This is a genomic window from Martinezella calliandrae, assembly GCF_030272695.1.
Taxonomy (GTDB): Bacteria; Pseudomonadota; Alphaproteobacteria; order Rhizobiales; family Rhizobiaceae; genus Rhizobium; species Rhizobium calliandrae.
Genome location: NZ_JARFYN010000081.1, coordinates 1 through 19,572, shown reverse-complemented (window position 1 = coordinate 19,572; position 19,572 = coordinate 1). Strand labels below are relative to the sequence as shown.

Genomic DNA, 19,572 nt, shown 5'->3' with positions numbered 1-19,572 from the left:
ACGAGCAGGTGAAGATCCGCGGCTTCCGCATCGAGCCGGGCGAGATCGCCGCACGGCTTTGCGAGAATGCCCTGGTGCGCGAGGCCGTCGTGGTGGCGCAAGAGGACCGCACCGGCGACAAGCACCTCGTCGCCTATGTGGTCTGTGCGCCCGAGGCCGAATCGGACGACGAGGATGGAAGTGCGCTTGCTGCCTCCTTGCGCGCCCATCTGGGTAGCCTGCTGCCCGATTACATGGTGCCATCGGCCTTCATGAAGCTGGCGGCGCTGCCGCTGACGGCGAACGGCAAGCTCGATCGCAAGGCGCTGCCGGTTCCCGACGACGCCGCCTATGCACGGCGCGCCTATGAGGCGCCGCAGGGCGAGGTCGAGACGACGCTGGCCGCGATCTGGCAAGAGCTGCTCGGCCTCGAGCGGGTCGGACGTCACGACAACTTCTTCGAACTCGGCGGACACTCGCTCATGGCCGTGCAGTTGCTCAGTCGCGCCTTCGATCTTGGGCTTAAGCTTAACGCCGCTAACCTCTTCCAAGCGCCTGTTCTGAAGGAACTTGCGTCGAAAGTTCAATTGGACCACCTCCGTCATATACCTGGAGTCCTGCCCGTTCGGACGACGGGATCTCGATCACCACTGTTCTTCGTTCCGACTGGTTATGGAGATTATTCATATGTTCTACCCCTGGTGAAAGACATGGAAATAGACTGCCCTGTGTATGCTCTGCCATGGCCATCGTTCAACCAAAATGATCCGCCAACGCTCGAAGGAATAGCTGCGCAGGTAGCTCCGGTTATAAAAAAAATCCAGCCGCAAGGCCCGTACCGTCTTGCTGGATATTCATCAGGGGCAATCTTGGCTTATGCAATTGCCCAACACTTACTAAGCGTCGATGATGCTGTGCAATTCATGGCTTTGATTGATGCCAGCCTCCCCGCTACTCCACCAAGCATTTCGGATGCGCAAATCGCGCTAGAGATGATTTTCGAGCCTCTCGAAACGCTAGATGATGAACGCTTCTACTTCCTGGAGCGTGTTGCCAAAGATTGCTCAATTACTGAGTTGCTCCAGAAAGCTGAGGAAATCGGTGCAATAGCGGAAGACCATGGACTCTACGATACGGCGTCGATGTATGCGCAGTTTCATCAAGCGCTGCAGTCTTATAACGTTCCAGCTTTGCCAGTCGAGGTACATCAATTTTACGCCAGCGAGCCTTCGATGGGACGGCGCGTGCGCGTCGGCGATTCAATGGCGGCGGAAGAAACGTCACCTATGCGCGGCTGGGACAGGGTCTTAGATGTCGCTGCCATTCATGCCGTGCCGGTTCCCGGCGATCATGTAACCCTGATGAGTGATCGGAAGAACCGCCGGGTTTTAGCATTCTTACTATCAATGGCCTTAGCGGCTGACGTAAACGAGCCTTAGCAATGATCGAGAGAGGGATGTAGCCTGATGATCCATTCATTTCGGCACGACATTTATCTTCCATCTACCTTTGAGCTGCTCACCAAGGGAGGTGACGAGCGAATTGAGCTCGACCCAATAGCAATGACCAATAAATACGGGTGCCGACCGATTCCGGATTGCGGATTAGCTGCATTTGGTTCTGCGACGGCATCTACGATCTCCGAAGCCGGTTTCGATGCTGCCGAAGAGGTTCGGACCAGGTTGTTGGAGGCTTTGCGGAATAGAGAGCCCGCAGAAATTTACATGGCGGAGATATCCACACTGCGCAGCGAATTCGCTGATCTCTGCAGGCTCACAAATCTTCCAGGACTTGAAATGATTGTGTCGTCATCAGGTACCGACGCACACATGCTTGCCGCGCGGCTAGTGGATGAGAGCGCAAAGATTAAAACACTCGCAATTATGGTTCAATCGACCGAAACGGGAAGTGGGATCGCCGGAGCTTTGAAGGGAGCGGAAAGCGATCTCGGTAAGTCCGTTGATGTTGAATCAATAGATATCCGCGCGAAGGATTGCAGCCTGCGATCAACTGCGGTTGTCGCTGACGAACTTGAAGCGATGGTCTCGCTCGCAGTGGCGCGATACGACCGCATTTTGATTACGTTAACCGATGTTTCCAAAACCGGAATATTAGCGCCGTGTCCAATACGAGCGCAGGCTCTAAAGCGCCGTTGGCCTGATATCATCGAAATTCTTGTCGATGCATCTCAATTCCGGCTGACGCCATCCACGCTACAAAGTTACCTGACTGCAAATTGTTTGGTCGTCATTACCGGATCCAAGTTCATAAACGGTCCCGCTTTTTCGGCGATGTTATTAATACCGGAGGCAGCAGCCTCTCGATTGATGACGCAGTCGCTGAATCCCGCAGTCGGGATAGCTAGCCTCCAACCAGAATGGCCGCGGCATTGGAATGGCGTCCGCTCGCTTCCCAATTCGAGTAACTTCGGGTTGCTTCTGCGGTGGAAAGCTGCCCTCGCGGACTTGCGCGCTTTCCGTAATATTTCAGAAGAAGACATCGAAAAGGTCGTGCGTGCCTTTCACGATGCGATCGTCTCCGCACTGCACTATACTCAGGAATTTGAACTCCTAGAACAATCAGCCTTACAGTGCCGGCCCTTCGCGGAAGGTGCAGCCTGGGATCAAGTGCAGACAATCTTTCCCTTTCTGTTATTCCATAATGATCCGAGAGGAAAACGAACTCCAGTGTCTACAGAAACGACACAGGAGATTTATTATCAGATGCGCAAGGACATCAGCCCCGCAGCAGGCAGAGCACACAACCCGATATCCTCAATGCGCTGTGAACTAGGTCAGCCAGTCTCGTGCGGCGAATTGCAAGGAATTCGTGTTTCTGCCTTGCGACTTTCTCTCAGCGCGCGGTTAATCGTGAAGGCCGTCGAAGAGGGAGATCGCGGGATCGCTTCCCTGATCGAACAAGGGCTTCTCGTATTGGAAAAAGCTGCCTTCCTTGCCAAGTAATCTGGTGGCTTACAACAGCATTGACTGAGTAAAATGGAGTTGCAACGTGAAGCTTGAGATTTTCTCATTGCGGGCCCGCCCGGATTTGATCCCGGCGGTGTTTTCGAAAGATTTGAACGATGTATGGCCTGAGTTCATACGGCACGATCCTACAACTAAACTCTACTTTGGAACTCCTATTTTCTCTGACTATCTGGATTATGCGTTCGCCGGAGTTGTCGATGACGAAGTAGTCGGACGTGCTTTCGGAGTGCCTTTTGCATTCAATGTCAAGGGACGTACTGAATTGCCCGACGGTGGGTGGGACGAGGTTATTCGGTGGTCCCATGAAGATCGGTTAATCGATCGAAAGCCGACTGCGATGAGCGCTCTCGAAATCACTCTTGCCGCAAGAGCGCGAGGAATTGGCAACGCGCTGGCGATGCTCAACGCACTAAAGGTATGCGCAAAGAGAATGGGTTTTGCCGAGATATCGGTCCCTGTCCGGCCAACCCAAAAGCACCTTTATTCACGAATGCCAATGTCCGAGTACATCAAATTGCAACGGGACGACGGATCTCCGCTTGACTCATGGTTGCGAACGCACTTCAACGCTGGGGGCAAAATAGACAAGATTGCCCCATATTCCATGACTGTCGTCGGCACCATCGCCGAATGGTCACAATGGACGCAGGCAAAGCTTCAAAATTCAGGTATGATAGACGTCGAAGGAGCATTAGTTCCAGTACTGATTTCAATTGAGCAAGACCTCGGAGTTTACGTGGAACCAAATGTATGGGTCCGTTACTTTCTTTAGGTGTTTTGTGGTCGGGATCGGTTCGCCTGCCCTTGACGATCACCCGCGGCCTGGGTTGGTTCCGGTTGCGGAACGACATTGATCTCAGTAGGCCAGAAATATTCAGCAGGATGCGTGCCCAGCCCAGACGAAAACTGGCGCGAGCCATTTCAATGGTTCTAAACGATTCGACGAAACACCGCGACAAGCGCCACACGGCTATCTGAACCGCGCGGCTTTGCTGGAGAATGTAGGGCCGATGAGAAGAAAAGACGATCATTGCTGCGCTCGAGAGCCTCCCAGGCGACCTCGATTTGTACGGGGTCCAGATCTCATGGAAGTTGCGCCGCCAATGGTGGTATGGATGCCATATTCCGCCGAAGTCTGCCTCGAGAAATGATGGAGGCGCATCAGCCAGAGAGGTTCCCATAGAATGAAGCGCCGATGTTGTTGTCTCGATGTCGCAAAGCTGGCTTGTCGGCGGAGCATGTCGTCCCAGTCGAAAACCTACTAGACTAGTGCCCGTCCATAAACGCCTGTTTTCATGGTTTTTAGAGGTGTTTTGCCCGCTGAAGCGGTGTTTTTTCGGGACGTGGGATGGCACAGGGCTTGCAGGTTGTGGCCGGAGGGCGATTTGGCCGCAATAGGGTCGTGGAGTACCGGCCGGCGCTCGCGGCGTGTTGGTGGTGAACGCGGCGCGATGACCGGCGTCAGGTCGACCTGAGGCGGGCGAAGAGGGCGAGATTGTAGGCGACCACCGAGGACCAGACGTAGGTCTTGAAGTGCTCGAGCCCGCGCCAGGTGCAGCGGGCCAGGCCATAGGTTCGCTTCAGGCAGGAGATGCCGGCCTCGATGCCGGCCCGGAAGTTTCTGAGCTTGCGATACACCCAGCGGCTCCTGACCATATCTTCGATCTTGAGGCCGCTCTTCTTATGGAAGGCCATGTCACCAACACCCAAGGCCTTGGCCTGGCGCAGGTTTTCACGGCTTGCATAGCCGCCGTCGGCGGCCGCCTGCCGCGGCGCTTCGCCATAGAAGGCGATGTGGCGCTCCAGTAAGGGCAAAAACCGCTCGCTGTCGGCCGGATTACCGGCTTCGATGACGAGATCGAGGATCAGTCCGCTCCCGCCGGTGGTCAGATTGATCTTGTGTCCGTAATCGACGTCTCGGCTGCCCTTGACGATGATGTCGGCGTGCGGCTCGAACAGGCTCACAAGCTTCTCGCCGGCCGGCACCGCTTCGCCTGCCAGCACCCGCCGCTCGGTCTGGGCGACGATCTGCGCGATCAGCGGCTGATAGTGGCGAACCTGGGCCTGCCAGAGTTCACCCGCTGGACCCGCCGTCAGCGGCAACTGTGCCGCCGCCTGCTGCAGATAACCCAGGGTGTTCCGGGCGATCCTGAGCAGCGCGCGGTAGTGCTGAACCCGTTTGGGGCGACCGCGGGTATACTCGATCGCCCGAGCCCGCTTCTTCGCCGCGCGGCAGTGATCGTGCCAGGGGATGGTGCTGCCAAGCGAACCCGCCTGCTGCAGAAGACGAACCATCACCCGCAAGCAGTCCCACAACAGACTGCTGTCGCTTGGTTCGTGGATCAGCGCCGCCGTGACGGTGCTGTCCATACGCACGACCTTGCCGCTTTCCAACCTCTCTTGTCGGGCGCTGGCCAGCAGCAATTTGTTGACCGCTTCCCAGGTGTCCGCCCGGATCGCGCTGATTGTCTTGTGCAAGACCGACTTTTTCGGGCTCCATCCCCATGGCAGCCGGGCAAAGGCCCGAAACGAGGCGGAATCTTCCAGATGAAACGCCAGTTCCTGGTAGCTCAGTTGGCGGTACTGTTTGAGGAGGGCACAGCGTAGCACCGCCTCCGACGGCAAACCCTGCCGGCCAGTCTGCGTGACCCCCTGTCGGCACAGATCGGACGCCACCAATTTCAAAAGATCGCGATGGCCATCCAGCCACTGCGACATCGCCTCCAGTTCACGACCGATGTCGTGCTCGGCGAAAAGATCGAATATGCTGCCCTGGACGGTGCGTTCTTGGCGCATTGTCGGCTCCGGTGGCTGCGGGCTTGTCTTTAGAATCAGTGACTTGATGCTAAAGTGTACCCAAAACCGCCGGGCCTTGCCCGAACAAAAAACGCGATTTTCGCAATAATTCCAAAAGCTTGCTGTTTATGGACAGGCACTAGACTAGAGCGTACGGCTGCGGTTCTGGTTCGGAAAGCTTAGAGGGGTAGATAGGTGGAGATCATGACGTTTGAACAACAGAAGATCCTCGCCGGCATTCGTTCAGTGGAAACCTCCGACGAGGCCGGCTTGTTCGCTTGAGCGCGCGAGCGGTGATGCGCTATCTACGCAAGGAGAATTTGCCGTTGCCAATGCGTCCCCTTCGTGGTCCGGCGCCGCACGAAGTGGTTTGGCGTGAGGCCAGCAACCCGCGCGTGCTCAGCATTCTCCATAATCCCGGCTATGCTGGGGCCTATGTCTATGGTCGGCGGCGGCAGACCGGCGGACGCGTTCGTCAGGACGTTTATCGACCGCGGACGACTAAGGTCCCCATCGCGGACTGGGAGGTCTGTTTGGAAGCGGCCCATCCTGGTTACATCGGCTGGGAGCAATTCATGGAGAACCAACGGCGATTGGAGAACAACATCAACCGCTACGAAGCCGGCCATTCGGGCGTGCCGCGCAAGGGCGCCGCGCTGCTGCAGGGCATCGCTGTCTGCGGGCGGTGCGGTCGCCGGATGAGTTTGCGCTATAGCGGCCCTGCGGGAAACTATCCCGTCTACGCATGCCGCGCCGACCGCGGCCACGACGGAGGGCCGTTATGCCAGGAGGTGCGCGCTCTGCCGGTCGATGCACGCGTCGAAAGCATTCTACTTAAGGCTTTGACGCCGGACAGGATTGCTATCGCCGTCGCCGCACTGGGCCAGATGGAAGAGGAGGCCCGTCAACTCGAGCGTCAATGGGCTCTGCGGCGCGAACGTGCGCGCTACGAGGCGGAAAGGGCACGGCGCCAATATGATGCAGTCGAGCCAGAGAACCGCTTGGTGGCCCGTTCGCTGGAACGCGGATGGGAGGAAAAGTTGCGCGCGGCCGAGGCTATCGAGCAGGACTATGAACGGTGGCGGTCCGACGAGCCCCTGGTTCTCAGCGAGGCAGATCGCGACGGGTTACTGGCACTCGGAGAGAACCTGCCTGGCATCTGGCATGCCCCATCGACCACGGCGGCCGAGCGAAAGAGCATCTTACGCCTCATTATCTGCGAGGTCGTTCTCGATCAAAAACGGCTGCAAGGACAGGTCTGGATCAAGATCTTGTGGCAAACGGGAGCGACGAGCGAGCACTCTGTCCAAAGGCGCGTTCATACCTATGGCGACTATATCGATATCGACAAATTACGAGCGCGCGTGACGGAGCTGAACGCCGCAGGCAAAATGGACAAGGAAATTGCGTCGGTACTGAACGCGGAAGGCTTCCGTGCCGCACAGAATTGCGCCTTCAAAGGTGACAATGTCTGGCTCTTGCGCAGGCGTTGGGGCATTCCAACCGTCAAAATCAACGGAACGAGCTCCAACCCCGTCAGGTGGCCAGACGGAACCTATTCCGTTCAAGGAGTTGCTGCAGCTCTTGGCATTACGCCGCAGACCATCTTCAAATACCTGGCACGAGGCCTGATTCAAGGCCGGCAGCTAGTGAAAGGACAACCATGGCAGATCGAACTGACGGAGGACCAGATCGACATTCTACGCGCTCGCGCTCAACGCAATAGACGATCGAGGAAACAGGCATCATGAAATCATCGGTGACCCGACTTACGCCGATGCCATACTGGATCGCCTCGTTCACAACGCTCATCGCATCGAATTGAGCGGCGATAGCCTACGCCGAAACCTGCCCCGAAAAGCTTGACACCCTGCCTAAATGAACTGACAACAATCATCGCCTGCAGACCCCACTAAAAAGGGGGCGAGATCATCCCGGAATCAAGGGGCGCAATCATCTCGGAACAAAGGGGCGGCTTCATCGGAATCGGCACGCCATCAAAGCAGCGGCTTATTCTCATGCGCTCGCCATACTCCTCGACACATTTTAAAGCATCGCAGCGGCCGACACTAAAACAGTCAAAGCCGAGATTGTCTGTCGAACCGGTCCGAAGAAAGTTGGTCTTGTGTGTGCGTGTTGAAACTTCGCTGTGCCATGGAGCAAACCCCGCAACGCCTTATTATCCAGGCTCGACGCCGTCTGCTGCGACCCATTCAACCGCAAAAGATTCATCCAATGGTTGCGGGCCGTCAAGCAATACTGCGGTTAGTATTAGGCCATTTGAAATCATGAAGCGGCCGCGGAGTTCCCGTGGACAATCCTTTGCCGGCACGCACGTGTGTGGAAGCTGAGCGACGAATGAGCCGTCGTCCGGAATGATGGTGACCACGGCATCCTCGAAGTCCAGCCATTCACGTGTAAGCGGAAACCACGCCTTGAAGATGCTCTCCTTAGCGCTGAAGAGCAGCCGTCCCCAATTGACATGCCCGGATGCATTCGCGATCCAATGTCGCTCCTCGTCGCTCGAAATGAGCGACAATACTCCTGTGGGCAGCTCCGCATCGACTTCGGCATCGATTCCAAGCGCAATGAAGTCCTTCTTCATGGCCACCGCCGCTGCATAGAATCCGACGCAATGAGTTATACTGCCAACGATTCCAGACGGCCAAAGCGGTTCCCTGTTAGGCCCGCTTGGGACCGGACAAGACGGAAAGCCAAGTTTGCACAGTGCCGCCCTGGCACATGCCCGCCCGATCGAAAATTCACGCCTTCTGCCTTTGATCGCTGTGGCAATTGCACTCTCTTCTTCGGCCATCACTTGGATTTCGGGGCCGTCACTTGCTCGAGAAGTTTGCACAGCGACATTAGGCGGGAGCAGCTTTTCTAGCATGAGATTTCCTCTCACTCGAGCACATCCTACTTGTTCGGGAACTCGTGAAAAATCGCGCTGGCGGATTGGCGCATTCTCGCCCTCGGCGTTAAAATCAAATTGCCATGGGTAAGCATGACCCTCGTTTTTGGATTGGCTGGGTCAATCCCAAGCGGATCCGTGATCATCGCTACATTCGCATCAACTCTCAGCCTTAACCAACCGCTCGCCGGGAAACGAGCATTCCTTTGATATCGCCGAACTGCCTGATTATGACAAACACCGCAAGCAGCCCGGCGACGAGCTCAGCAGTTGCCTGGCTGATTAATAGTCCTTTGAAGCCCCAAATTGCGGGCAATAGCAGTATGGCTGGTACGAACAGATATCCTTGCCTCGCGAAGGAAACGACCGCACTCAGACGTGCTTTCCCGAAGGACTGAAGCATCGTTATCGCTACATACTGAACACCAAAAAGCCCGAAAAAGAGATGGAACATAAAGCAGGTCGAGACAGCGATTTCAGTCAAGTCCTCGCTACTGCTGAAAAGTCGGACGATTGGCCGAGCGAAAATCACGACCACGGCAGAAAAGGTAGCTGAAAATGCAACGGCTATGGAGAGCATGAACTTCGCAGCCCTCTGTACCCGAGCGAAATCCTGTGCTCCCCAGCTGAAACCGAGAACCGCCTGGGAGCCTATGCATAGGCCCATGATTGGGAGGGCCCCGATTGTCAACAATCGTGCAGCTATGCCCACCGCGGCAACGGAATTGTCGCCGAATTGTGCAGCGGCCCTGTTCAAGAGCACGAACGCAACAGCAGACAAAATGCCGGTGATGGTTGCAGGAGCTCCAATGGCGGCGAGCTGTTTTACGCGGTCACCCTTCAAAGTTATGTAGGAGGGCCGGACACGGACAATTCCCAGTTGCTTCACGAAATATAGAACGTAAAGGCCGGTGGCGGCGAGCTGCGACGAAAATGTTGCGAGCGCCGCCCCACGAATTCCGAGATGCAGGGAAAAAATCAGTATCGGATCGAGCAGGGCATTCAGCGCAAAAGCCGTAATCATGGTCCACATGCTGAAGCGTGTATTGCCCTCAGCCCTCACGATAAAGCCGTTAACCATATTCAACAGTATCAGAGTGTAACCAAATAGGAGCGTCGATGCGTAGTCGAGTGCAGCCGGCATTATTGTCGGACCGGCGCCGAGCAAAGCGAGGACGTCGCGCAGACTGAAAAGCAGAGCGCCGGTAAGTGCAACTCCGATCGGAGCCGCTAGAGCGAGCGCCAAGCTCGCGCCGCGATTCGCCTCCAAAGAATTGCCGGCGCCAAGATTGCGCGACACGAACGATGCCGTGCCGACGCCGATCCCCTGCCCAACTGCGGTCAGCAGGACGACCAAGGGCAAAGCTATGCTGACGGCGGCGATAGCCTGCGCGCCGAGCCTTCCGACAAAGATTGCATTCACGAACTGCTGAAGTGCATTGATCGACAAGCCGATAATGGAGGGAATGGCAAGCCGCATGATGAGGCTGGACACCTTGCCCTCCAAGAAACTGGTATGCTCCGCCGGCGAAGCCATGCGCTCTTCGTTGCTCTTCATCGATCGCTCCGGCGGTCTCATCCGTAGTTGGCCCGTTGTGCATTCACTCCTAATGCATCGACAATCTGGAGGAGTTCGTCGCGGAAGATTGTGCAGAGATTGCGGGTCGTTTCGAAGCCAACTTGTCGTGGATCATATCTCGTTTCGATTCGTAGTTCGCCCGATTGGTATCCGATGCGAAACCAGAAGAGGTAGTTCATAACTGACTGATCCATATCTTCGCCGAGCCACAATGGGTCTGGATCTTTGCGTAGCAGATGGCGGGGATAATGATGTTGCAGCCTAGCTCGATAGTTTAGCCCGATGCGGGGTAACGGCAGACGATCGATCCGCTTACGCAAAGCGGGATTCTGGTTCAAGAACTTCAGAGCACGGAAACCTATGCCTTGGCGCGGCAGTGAGCTGCGTTGCCGATATATGGAGCGGGCGCGGTCCAGACGAGACTCCATTCCGCTAAGGAATAACGGAAGCGGCACCAGTTCACCGACATAACCGATGATTTGAGACGGGTCGATATCATCGAATAGATGTCCCCTCGTCGAGGTGAGGCTGTCAATCCAGAGGGAATAATTTCCAAAAGCGCGGCCAAATGCCCCCGAAATAGCCGCAAGCACGAGATCAAAATCCTCGCAATACGCAGAACTCGCCGCAACCTTGAGAAGTTTCCCCGTTGTCTTCTCATCGATCCTTAGATGATGTGTCGCCTGATCTTTCCAGAGTGGCGTGCAGAAGTCTTCATCGATATACTTCTCAGAACCTGCATGGTGGAGCCGTTTGGCCGTTTCGGTTGAAAAGCCCGCCGCACAGGACCCGGCGTCGCTCACACCCATGTCAAACCGTTCATATCGAATGCCTTCCCAGTGCTCGAGCTCCGTTTCGGCTTCGCCATTCGCGTATCTGTCCAAACGCTTCAGCCATTGGGTCAGGCTCGTGGTCTCTGTAACCGCTCCGGTTTGGCCGGCAGCAAACGAATTGTAAGCTGCGTCCAGTGCATTCAGGAACAATCTATATCCGACCCCGTCTGCTACGAAGTGATGCAGCAGAACGAGCAAATAGTAATCGCCGCTTTCCGACGTCCGGAAAGCTGAGACCTTGATAAGGGGTGTGCGACCGTCAAATCGAAACGAGCGCTGACGCTCCGCACAGGAGCGCTCAATGACCGCGAGTTGTTCCGATGTGTCTACACCGACAAGGTCTATTTCCTCTACGAGGGCTTGGGGTATCGATCCGATCACTTGAGAGAGGCCGTTCTCTGTTTGCACGATGCGGAGCCGCAGTCCTTCCTCCCGGCCGATGACATGCGCAAGCGCATGTTCAAGAGTGGAGACATTCAAGAGGCCGGCGGGCATGAAGAAGAGATCGCCGATGTTGTAGTGATCGCCGATTCCGACACGACTATTCCAATGTGAGACTGCAGGGGTCATTGGTAGCGGGTCATCGGAAACGGGCTCGGCACAAGTCGTGGCCGAGGTCTGGTGCGTTGCCAGCTCGCGGATTGTTGGTGTCCGGTGCAGTTGGCTGACAGTCAAGTTCAGCCCCGCTTTACGCGCCAGTGTAACGCACCGAACGCTGAGGAGCGAATTTCCGCCGATATCAAAGAAGCTATCATCGATGCCGACAGATTTGGCGCCCAACAGCTCGTGCCAGATATCGGCAAGGAGTCGCTCCCTCTCCGTCCGTGGCTTAGCGGATTTGCTCCTTCGCATCTTGCGGGACGAGACGGACGAGAGACGCGCCCGATCTATCTTCCCGCTCGCGGTGAGCGGCATACGGTGCACGATCCGAACATCCGACGGAATCATGTAGGAGGGCAGTGTCTGCCGCAGGTGGTTCACGATGGCTCCAGAGGTCAGGCCGTCGAGAGCTGGGACCACAAGGGCAACCAGTCGCCGATCATCGTCCTCGCCCTGGACAAATGCGGCGGCCTGCGCAACGCCGGAATGAGCGACGAGCGCGGCTTCAAGTTCCTCCAGCTCAATTCGGAAACCCCGAAGCTGAATTTGGTTATCTGCTCGACCGCAAATCTCCAGGAGGCCTTTGGCGGAGACGCGGGCGATATCACCGCTGCGATAAAGGATGCTGTATTGACTTTCGTCGTACGGATTTGAAACGAAACGGTGTTTTGTTCGCTCTGGATCCTTCCAATACCCGGTGCTCACGCAGCGTCCGGCAACGCAGAGTTCACCTGCGACTCCGACGGGAACCTGCTTCAAGTGTGCGTCAAGAACGTAGACTTTTACATTGTCGATCGGGCGCCCGACCGGCACAGCTGAAGAGCCGTCGTCGGCGTCTGATGTTCGGTACACTGCTGCATTGGACGCGCACTCGGTCGTGCCGTAAAAATTCCACAGCGGCACATCTGGAAAGCACTCTCGCCAGCGAATCGGAAGCGATGGCGGCATCAGTTCGGCGCTGCTTGTGACCAGGCGCAAGTTGGTTGTTTCCGGATGTCGCTTTTGAGAAGCGATTAAACCGGACAGAATGGGCGGAGCGGCAAACAACCGCGTGACGCGATGCTGTGCCAATGCCCTCAACAAGAGGTCGGGGTCGAGCACCTGCTCCTGCGTCAGGATCAGCGTGGGCACTCCCTTCAGCAGCCCTCCAAAATACTCCCATAGCGCGGCAATGAGTGTCGCTGACTTCTGTGCCACCATCACGTCGAAGCCGTCGAAAGGGAAGCATCGCCACATCCAGTTCAGCCGGTTGAGTATCGCAGATTCGGGTACGAGAACGCCCTTCGCCTTCCCAGTCGAGGATGAAGTGTAAATTAAGCTCGCTGCGTCCTGATTGGGCAACTCGACAGTTCGGTGCCAGACCCGGCCAGGGCCGGATGCAGCTTGGAGGACAGCCAGATCAACGCACGGCACGCCGAAATCGACCTCCGCGTCCGTGCCCGCATGAATAAGGAGCCTCGCGCCGCTATGTCTTACGATGTGGCCGACCCGTTCCCTTGGGTAATCAGGCGAGATCGGCACGATCGTTGCCTGCAAATTCCTGATTGCCAAGGTTGTTGCCGCTACATCCGGCGACCGGTCGACCAGCATGGCAACGATGTCATCCGCTCCCACCCCGCAAGTTCGCAGAAGCGACTGGATTGTAGCCATTCGGTGGTGCAGTTGGCCAAACGTGATTGCTCCGAACTCGCCGAAGTACGCCACCCGATCGCTGTTTGAAGCGCTTACCTGATTGAACGCCTCCACAAGCGAAGGCTCCTTCTCGAATGACTGCTCGTCGCCCTTGAGCGAGTTTAGGATGGCGATTTCCGACGGGCTGGGGCCGCTCAGGGCGACAATCTGCTCGGCAGACCTCTCGACACAGGCAGCAATGAGATGGCGAAGATTATCGGCCATGCGAGCGATCACATCGCTTGAGAATGTGTCTTGCGCATAAGCCAGTTGCATTGCAATTTCATCGCCTTCGTCTTGTGCATAAAGGGTAAGGTCGAACTTAACGTAACCCGTGTCGTATTCGCGAAATGTCAGTTCCAGATCGCGCTTGCCCAATGGCTCCGGAGGCTCGGAGTACATGTTGAACATGACTTGGAAGATCGGCGATCGACCATGTTCGCGCAGGAACCGGGTATCTCTGACCATCCAGCTGAATGGATAGTCCGAGTTCGCGATGGCATCGCTTATGAGGTCCTGCACGTGAGCTACGTGAGCCGCAAAAGACTGATTGATGTCGATCTTCGTTCGGATTGGCAGCATGTTGAGGAAAAAGCCCACGATTTCCTCGGTGCCTGGTTGGCTACGCACGACGTGCGGCATGCCAACGACAACGTCGTCTTGGCCGCTATACATGCGCAATAGAAGCTTGAAACATGCCAACAGGACAGCCGAAGTCGTGCACCTTTGCCGGCGCGCAAAGTCTCGCACGTGGTCAGACAGCTCGTCGCCAAGAAGAACCGCATGCGAGTTCCCGCGGTTGGAACCCACTTTCGGCCGCACTCGATCGTTCCCGATCGAAAGTACGGGAGGATTGTCGCCTATTTGCCGACGCCAATAGCGGCGTTGGCCCTTCAACGACTCCGGCGTAACATTGGCACTTTCCCAGAGCGCATAGGTCGACAGTGATGGGCGATCCGTCGGAGAGAAGGCGGCGGCTTGGGAGTATCTCGTTTGCAAATCTCTGAGCAGGACCGAAATTGACCATGCATCTATGATGATTTCGTGCCCGGTTATCAGCATGAGGTGATCGTCCGCGCCAAGACGGATCATCCGCGCTCGAAACAAATGGCCCTGACTGAGATCAAAAGGGTTGTTGAGCTCCGTCCGTCGCAGTTCCGTCACAAGTTCCTCGGCCTGCCGTTCACTTAGGTGGGTGGCGTCTATCAACTCCGGATCGGCGCTCGGCGGATCATCAAAAATCTGAACCGGCCAGTCCTCGTCGATGAAACGTGCGCGAAGCGCGTCATGCGTCTGAACAACGTCGCTCCAGGCTTTATTGAACGCGATCAGATCGATGGCACCTCGGATATGCACACCGCCCTGAATCATGTAGTTTTTTGCGGTCGGATCGAGCTGCCAGAGAAACCAAAGGTGTTCCTGCACTCGCGTCAGGGGTGATCGTTTGAGCTTCCCGCAAGCTGGTAGCACCGTCTGCGTCGTGCCGGACTGGCCTGATATCGACGTCGCAAGCGACCTGACGGTCCCATTCAGGACGATCCTGAAGTCCACCTTTGTCCCGAGCTGCCTCTGAACCTGAGCCAATATAAGCATCGCTCGGAGCGAGTCGCCTCCGAGGTCCATAAATTGGTCGCTGACGCCGATATCCTTGATCCGAAGAACGCTAGACCAAATATCCCGTAGGGTGCTTTCGAGTTCCGTCTTTGGTTCCTCGAAGGGATTCGGCAGCTCGGGCCGAATGGTCGTCGGATCAGGCAAGGACGCGAGATCCACCTTCCCGTTTCGGGTAACAGGAATCCGGTCGACGCGAATGATGCGTTCCGGCAGCATGTAGGCAGGAAGCGCTTCGGCAACAAAGCTCCTGAGTTCACGCTCCGAAAGTTCGGCAGACGCCGACACATAGGCCACGATTCGTCGTGGTCCTGTTTGTCGGTCGCTGTTGCTTATATCCCGAGCCGTGAGCTTCAAGCTCTCTGCGACGGGTGCAATAGCGGCAGCGGCATTTACCAAAGGATGGGCGCTGAGGCGAGACTCGATCTCTCCAAGTTCGATCCGGTGCCCGCGGATCTTGATCTGACGATCTCGTCGACCAAGGCACTCCAGCAGGCCGTCTGCCCTGAGGCGTCCGAGATCGCCGGTCTTGTAGAGCTGCCGATACGATGGGTGCTCCGAGAAGGGATTTGCCGAAAAGGCTTCCCTGGTACGCCCCTTGTCGTTGACGTAACCATCAGCGACACCGGCTCCACTAACACAAATTTCCCCAACTTCTCCCGTCTTGCACAGACGCAACCCGTTGGCGATATAAACCTTAAGGTTGGCAATCGGCTTACCGATGGGGACATAGGCGTCGGCTGTGCTGGGCGGGAGAGATACCAAATGATGCGTGACTCCATCCGCACATTCAGTCGGGCCGTAGTGATTGAGAATTGGTATTTGAGGATAGAGTGTCAGCCAACCGCGCGCCAATGCAGGCGTCAGCGGCTCGCCGACCGTGGACACCATGCGTAAGACGCCAAGAAGCCGCTCGTTGGCTGAGAGGGTCTGCAGATATTCGACGAATACCGCGAGCACCGATGGGACAAACTGGACAATTGTTACGCGATGTGCCTGCAGGGCCTCAAGAAGGGCCATCGGAGATCTCACTGTCGCGTCATCTATGATCGCGATGCGGCTGCCGACACATAACCCTGCCAAAAGCTGCCATAGTGAGATGTCAAAGCCGGGCGCAGCAGTTTGTGCGACACAGTCCTTATCGCTGAGCTCGAGTGCATCTATCTTGGCCATCAAATGGTTGTTTAAGCCTACGCGCTTGACCATCACTCCCTTGGGTTTGCCCGTCGAGCCGGACGTAAAAAGAATGTAAGCGAGACGGCTTTCAACCGAAGTCGGCATCGCAGCAGAGGCACGGCCGCCGAGTAGCGCTGTCTGCACCGTTAAGAATTCTCGGCTGTAGTTGCCGTTTTCCTGAAACAGACCGAGCGCGTCAGGTCTTTCCGGCCCGATGACCAGGGTGCATTCACTCTGTTCGATCATCGAAGAAATGCGCGAGGCCGGCAAGGATGGATCGAGCGGCAAATATGTTGAGCCGCTTTTCAGAATTGCGACGACGGTGGTTGCCCAATGGAGGTTTCGTTCACCGCAATAGCCAATGACCTGCGCGCAGCGCTCCCGCAGCGTGCTCGCAATTCGATCCGACTGCACGCGCAGGTCACCATATGTCAGTTCTTCCCCGCCGTGCTTAATCGCTATGCTGTCCGGGAACGACACGGCAATTTCATCTATAGCTGCGACTAACTCGATGAGCTGGCTTCCGACAATTTCGGACTTCGCAGTCCGGCCTTCGTTGAGCATAAGTTTCCTCGTAGGTCGCGGCGGTGAGTTGCTCACCGCTGGCAATTCCTGTCCTGTCGATATCGAGAAAGCTTCAAAAGTCATGCCAGTTATGCCGAGGGCGCTGAGGCAAAAATCATCGTTGTGTTTCAATTGGTTAACGAAGGTGAGATAGGATTACATCGGACAGGGGGGTGTCGCGAAATTGACGAACCCGACAATGGAGGCGGCGCACTTGTGTTTTCTTGGAGGAGGGGGCAGGGCCATCAACGAACGACGGCGGGTGCAGGTTGTGGCACCGGTGTGCCGATAGGCGTTACGGTCACAATCTGCATTCTCCATTGCATTCAAAAACGGCGGAGACGAAACGCGGGGCTCTGTCGCGCCGCGTCGTTTGTTACCGGTATGACGGAATAAGCGTATCCGGCACGAGCGCCCCACGGCTATTTGTATTGACGGCCTTGTCGCGTTTGCGGGCTCGTGGGATCTTCTGCAGTTATCAGCATAAGCATGATACTCATGCTGATATCTTACTAAGCCTGGTTTGCAGGAGCGGCGGGGTTAAAGCGCAGGGGCTTGCTATAGGCGTAAATGGCCTCGACGGCTTTGGGTAACGCTCGCCAGGCTTCTTTAAACAGCAGTTGGGCTTCCGGTGGCTTAGGGTAAGCCGTCGTAATGATCTCAGCCTGTTGCGGATCGGTGGTTTGCGTCAAGATGATAAGGAGCGGCTCGCCGGCCTTCTTATCCGCAAACAGCGGTGACCATTGCTCAAGGCTGAGGTTCATCGCGCCAAAGAACCCATCCGCCCAATCACCAGCGAGAACCTCCTCGTCATCCGTACGCATGTAGATCGGCGCATAAGCACCAGCTCTGGTGAGCTGGTGGGCTATCAGGTTGTAGTGATCAACGATCGTATCAATGACAGCCTGTATTTTGTTGCCGATGAATGCTCGCTGCTCGTGTTCGCCGACAACATGCCACATCCAGTCATTGGGCAGCAGGAAGACCGGCCCTGCGGCCAGCCCCGTCAGAAAGCCGTTCAACATGGAGACGCCCCTGCAATGCGGTGCTGGCTTGGCCGTGTCGAACCAGCCCTCCAGCTCGTCAAGCGACATTATCGGTAGGCGCCGGGGTCGTTTCACGCTGCTCTCGCCAAGGATTTCCCTTCCGCCTCTCGTTGCTTTTTCCAATTCCCGGCCAAAAGCTGATCAAGCTCGTGGCTTTTCACGTCGTTGAGGACGATCTTTTCAAGGACGTCAACTAGCGATTTATAGGGATCAAGTTCGTTGAGCCGGGCTGTTTGAAGAAGAGACGCGAGGACCGCCCAGCTTTCTGCTTCCCCGCAACTGCCAGCAAACAGCGAGTTGCGCCTTCTATGGAAATATTTCCATAGGCGCCGGAATTGGACCTTCGCCGGTCCCCAGCGTGGAGCCGATCGTGCCGCCATCATGCTCACCGTCATCACCACCTGCAGTCTCAACGACGTCAATTCCAAAGCATGGCTCGCCGACGTGCTCGCCCGTATCGCCGATCTTCCCGTCTCTCACCTGCGCGAACTCCTTCCATGGGAATGGAAGGCACAAAAGACCGCTGTTGCGACGGCCGCGTAAACAGCTTCCGGAACAACGCTTCCGCGCGCTCCAGGCCTTCATCGGTCAACACCAATGACTTCGACTTGTTGACTGGGTCGCCGATCATGCCCTTCTTGTGAAGCCGATCCGTCGTTGCCCAATCAAAACCCTTCCAGGCGCAACGCTCGTTATGCAGCGTCAACCATAGCAACACCAAAACTGCGTCGTCGATTTTGTCCTCATCGATCTCCATGAACCGATGTTAGAGGTGGCTCGGTTTGTCTGAACAGTTCCGGGCGTTACGCTAAGTGGATTTCCGCCTCGATTATGCCGCCACCATCATTGGCGTCAACGCGTTGAAGTAAGCCTGATCCGGCGTCTGCCGGTCAAGGGATGAATGTGGGCGTCTGGTATTATAAAAGGTCAGATAGCGGCCGATGCCAGCGCGAGCCTCGGACACGGTCTTGTAGGCATGGAGATAGACCTCCTCGTATTTGATCGACCGCCAGAGGCGCTCGACGAAGACGTTGTCGCGCCATGCGCCCTTGCCATCCATCGAGATTTCAATCCCGGCCTTCTTAAGCACTGAGGTGAAGTCGATGGAGGTGAACTGTGATCCCTGGTCGGTATTGAAGATCTCTGGCCTGCCATATCGGCAAAGAGCTTCCTCGACCGCTTCAATGCAAAAGGCCGTCTCCATCGTGATCGACAGCCGCCATGAAAGCACTCGGCGACTGAACCAATCGACGACGGCGCAGAGATACACGAAGCCCCGCGCCATGGGGATGTATGTCAGGTCCATTGCCCAGACCTGGTTGGGTCTGGTGACCGCCAGCTTCTTGAGCAGATATGGATAGACCTTATGACCGGGTGCCGGTTTCGACGTATTGGGACGACGGTAAATCGCCTCGATGCCCATCTTCCTCATCAGCGTCGCGACGTGTAGCCGCCCCGCGACAAGCCCTTCCGCCTTCAAAAGCCCTTGCAACATGCGACTTCCGGCGAAGGGATAATCGAGATGCAGTTCGTCGATCCGCCGCATCAGAGCCAGATCGCCGTCTGACGCAGGACGCGGCGAATAATAGACGCTGCCACGACTGAACCCGAGAAGCTTCGCCTGGCGCACGACCGACAGTTTGTGCTCGCGATTGATCATTTCTTTCCGCTCAGCAATCCGGCTTTGCCGAGCGCACTGGATAAAAAATCATTCTCTAACGTAAGCGGTTAGCCGATAGCGTCTGCGCTGAAGTTCCACGGCATGAGCTGCTCGATATCAGAGGCTGGCCAGCCATTTGCGATGCGGGTCAGTGTTTGG

At 56.4% G+C, this 19,572-nt stretch carries 11 protein-coding genes and 4 pseudogenes; 6 read left to right on the top strand and 9 right to left on the bottom strand.

Annotation, left to right across the window (positions count from 1 at the left end; translation table 11 throughout):
• The 3 genes from PY650_RS33470 to PY650_RS33460 form a co-directional block, all read left to right on the top strand.
• Positions 1-1,418 (top strand): thioesterase domain-containing protein (locus PY650_RS33470; protein WP_285884278.1); only part of this gene is annotated, 1,418 nt, incomplete at its 5' end.
• A 27-nt stretch (positions 1,419-1,445) separates the two neighbouring features.
• The gene (locus tag PY650_RS33465; RefSeq protein ID WP_285884277.1) at positions 1,446-2,942 is read left to right on the top strand and encodes a hypothetical protein; all 1,497 of its coding nucleotides are present in this window, start codon (positions 1,446-1,448) and stop codon (positions 2,940-2,942) included.
• Between the two features lie 46 nt (positions 2,943-2,988).
• On the top strand, positions 2,989-3,738 hold the full coding sequence (locus PY650_RS33460) for a hypothetical protein (RefSeq protein ID WP_432761616.1): 750 nt from the start codon (positions 2,989-2,991) through the stop codon (positions 3,736-3,738).
• Positions 3,739-4,427: 689 nt separating this feature from the next.
• Here PY650_RS33460 and PY650_RS33455 read toward each other — a convergent pair.
• A complete protein-coding gene (locus PY650_RS33455) occupies positions 4,428-5,762 on the bottom strand; it encodes an ISNCY family transposase (RefSeq protein WP_285884276.1) in 1,335 nt (444 codons plus the stop codon).
• Positions 5,763-6,040: 278 nt separating this feature from the next.
• Between PY650_RS33455 and PY650_RS33450 the strand changes: the two genes are divergently transcribed.
• Positions 6,041-7,513: a recombinase family protein gene (locus PY650_RS33450; protein ID WP_285884275.1), complete on the top strand. Its 1,473-nt coding sequence runs from the start codon at positions 6,041-6,043 to the stop codon at positions 7,511-7,513.
• A pseudogene (locus tag PY650_RS33445) lies at positions 7,509-7,628 on the top strand (ATP-binding protein); the annotation flags it as partial. The gene PY650_RS33450 and the pseudogene PY650_RS33445, both read left to right, overlap by 5 nt.
• Before the next feature lie 313 nt (positions 7,629-7,941).
• Here PY650_RS33445 and PY650_RS33440 read toward each other — a convergent pair.
• The 5 genes from PY650_RS33440 to PY650_RS33420 form a co-directional block, all read right to left on the bottom strand.
• The gene (locus tag PY650_RS33440; protein ID WP_285884274.1) at positions 7,942-8,652 is read right to left on the bottom strand and encodes a 4'-phosphopantetheinyl transferase family protein; all 711 of its coding nucleotides are present in this window, start codon (positions 8,650-8,652) and stop codon (positions 7,942-7,944) included.
• A gap of 193 nt (positions 8,653-8,845) precedes the next feature.
• Entirely contained in the window at positions 8,846-10,210 is a 1,365-nt protein-coding gene (locus PY650_RS33435; protein ID WP_285884280.1) for an MATE family efflux transporter, read from the bottom strand.
• Between the two features lie 38 nt (positions 10,211-10,248).
• Positions 10,249-16,707, bottom strand: a complete 6,459-nt coding sequence (locus PY650_RS33430; protein ID WP_285884273.1) for a non-ribosomal peptide synthetase — start codon at positions 16,705-16,707, stop codon at positions 10,249-10,251.
• A 512-nt stretch (positions 16,708-17,219) separates the two neighbouring features.
• Positions 17,220-17,828 carry a UPF0149 family protein gene (locus tag PY650_RS33425; protein ID WP_285884272.1) on the bottom strand — a complete coding sequence of 203 codons (609 nt, stop codon included), beginning with the start codon at positions 17,826-17,828 and terminating at the stop codon, positions 17,220-17,222.
• On the bottom strand, positions 17,825-18,133 hold the full coding sequence (locus tag PY650_RS33420) for a transposase domain-containing protein (RefSeq protein WP_285884279.1): 309 nt from the start codon (positions 18,131-18,133) through the stop codon (positions 17,825-17,827). The genes PY650_RS33425 and PY650_RS33420 overlap by 4 nt, the downstream gene beginning before the upstream one ends.
• On the opposite strand from PY650_RS33420, the pseudogene PY650_RS33415 reads away from it, so the two are divergent.
• Positions 18,081-18,296: pseudogene (locus tag PY650_RS33415) on the top strand (transposase domain-containing protein); the annotation flags it as partial. The gene PY650_RS33420 and the pseudogene PY650_RS33415 overlap by 53 nt on opposite strands.
• Here PY650_RS33415 and PY650_RS33410 read toward each other — a convergent pair.
• From PY650_RS33410 to PY650_RS33400, 3 genes and pseudogenes are all read right to left on the bottom strand, one after another.
• Positions 18,286-18,510, bottom strand: a pseudogene (locus PY650_RS33410) (DUF6429 family protein); the annotation flags it as partial. The pseudogenes PY650_RS33415 and PY650_RS33410 sit on opposite strands and share 11 nt — an antisense overlap.
• Before the next feature lie 72 nt (positions 18,511-18,582).
• Positions 18,583-19,478, bottom strand: a pseudogene (locus PY650_RS33405) (IS3 family transposase); the annotation flags it as partial.
• 3 nt (positions 19,479-19,481) lie between these two features.
• Positions 19,482-19,572, bottom strand: a 91-nt coding sequence (locus PY650_RS33400; RefSeq protein ID WP_285884737.1) for a transposase domain-containing protein, incomplete at its 5' end; no start/stop codon positions are given.

What these genes read in the sequence shown, in the direction of transcription:
- PY650_RS33465 (WP_285884277.1), top strand. Translation starts at nt 1,446, where the DNA reads ATGATCCATTCATTTCGGCACGACATTTATCTTCCATCTACCTTTGAG.
- PY650_RS33455 (WP_285884276.1), bottom strand. Translation starts at nt 5,762, where the DNA reads ATGCGCCAAGAACGCACCGTCCAGGGCAGCATATTCGATCTTTTCGCC.
- PY650_RS33440 (WP_285884274.1), bottom strand. Translation starts at nt 8,652, where the DNA reads ATGCTAGAAAAGCTGCTCCCGCCTAATGTCGCTGTGCAAACTTCTCGA.
- PY650_RS33435 (WP_285884280.1), bottom strand. Translation starts at nt 10,210, where the DNA reads ATGGCTTCGCCGGCGGAGCATACCAGTTTCTTGGAGGGCAAGGTGTCC.
- PY650_RS33430 (WP_285884273.1), bottom strand. Translation starts at nt 16,707, where the DNA reads ATGCTCAACGAAGGCCGGACTGCGAAGTCCGAAATTGTCGGAAGCCAG.
- PY650_RS33420 (WP_285884279.1), bottom strand. Translation starts at nt 18,133, where the DNA reads ATGGCGGCACGATCGGCTCCACGCTGGGGACCGGCGAAGGTCCAATTC.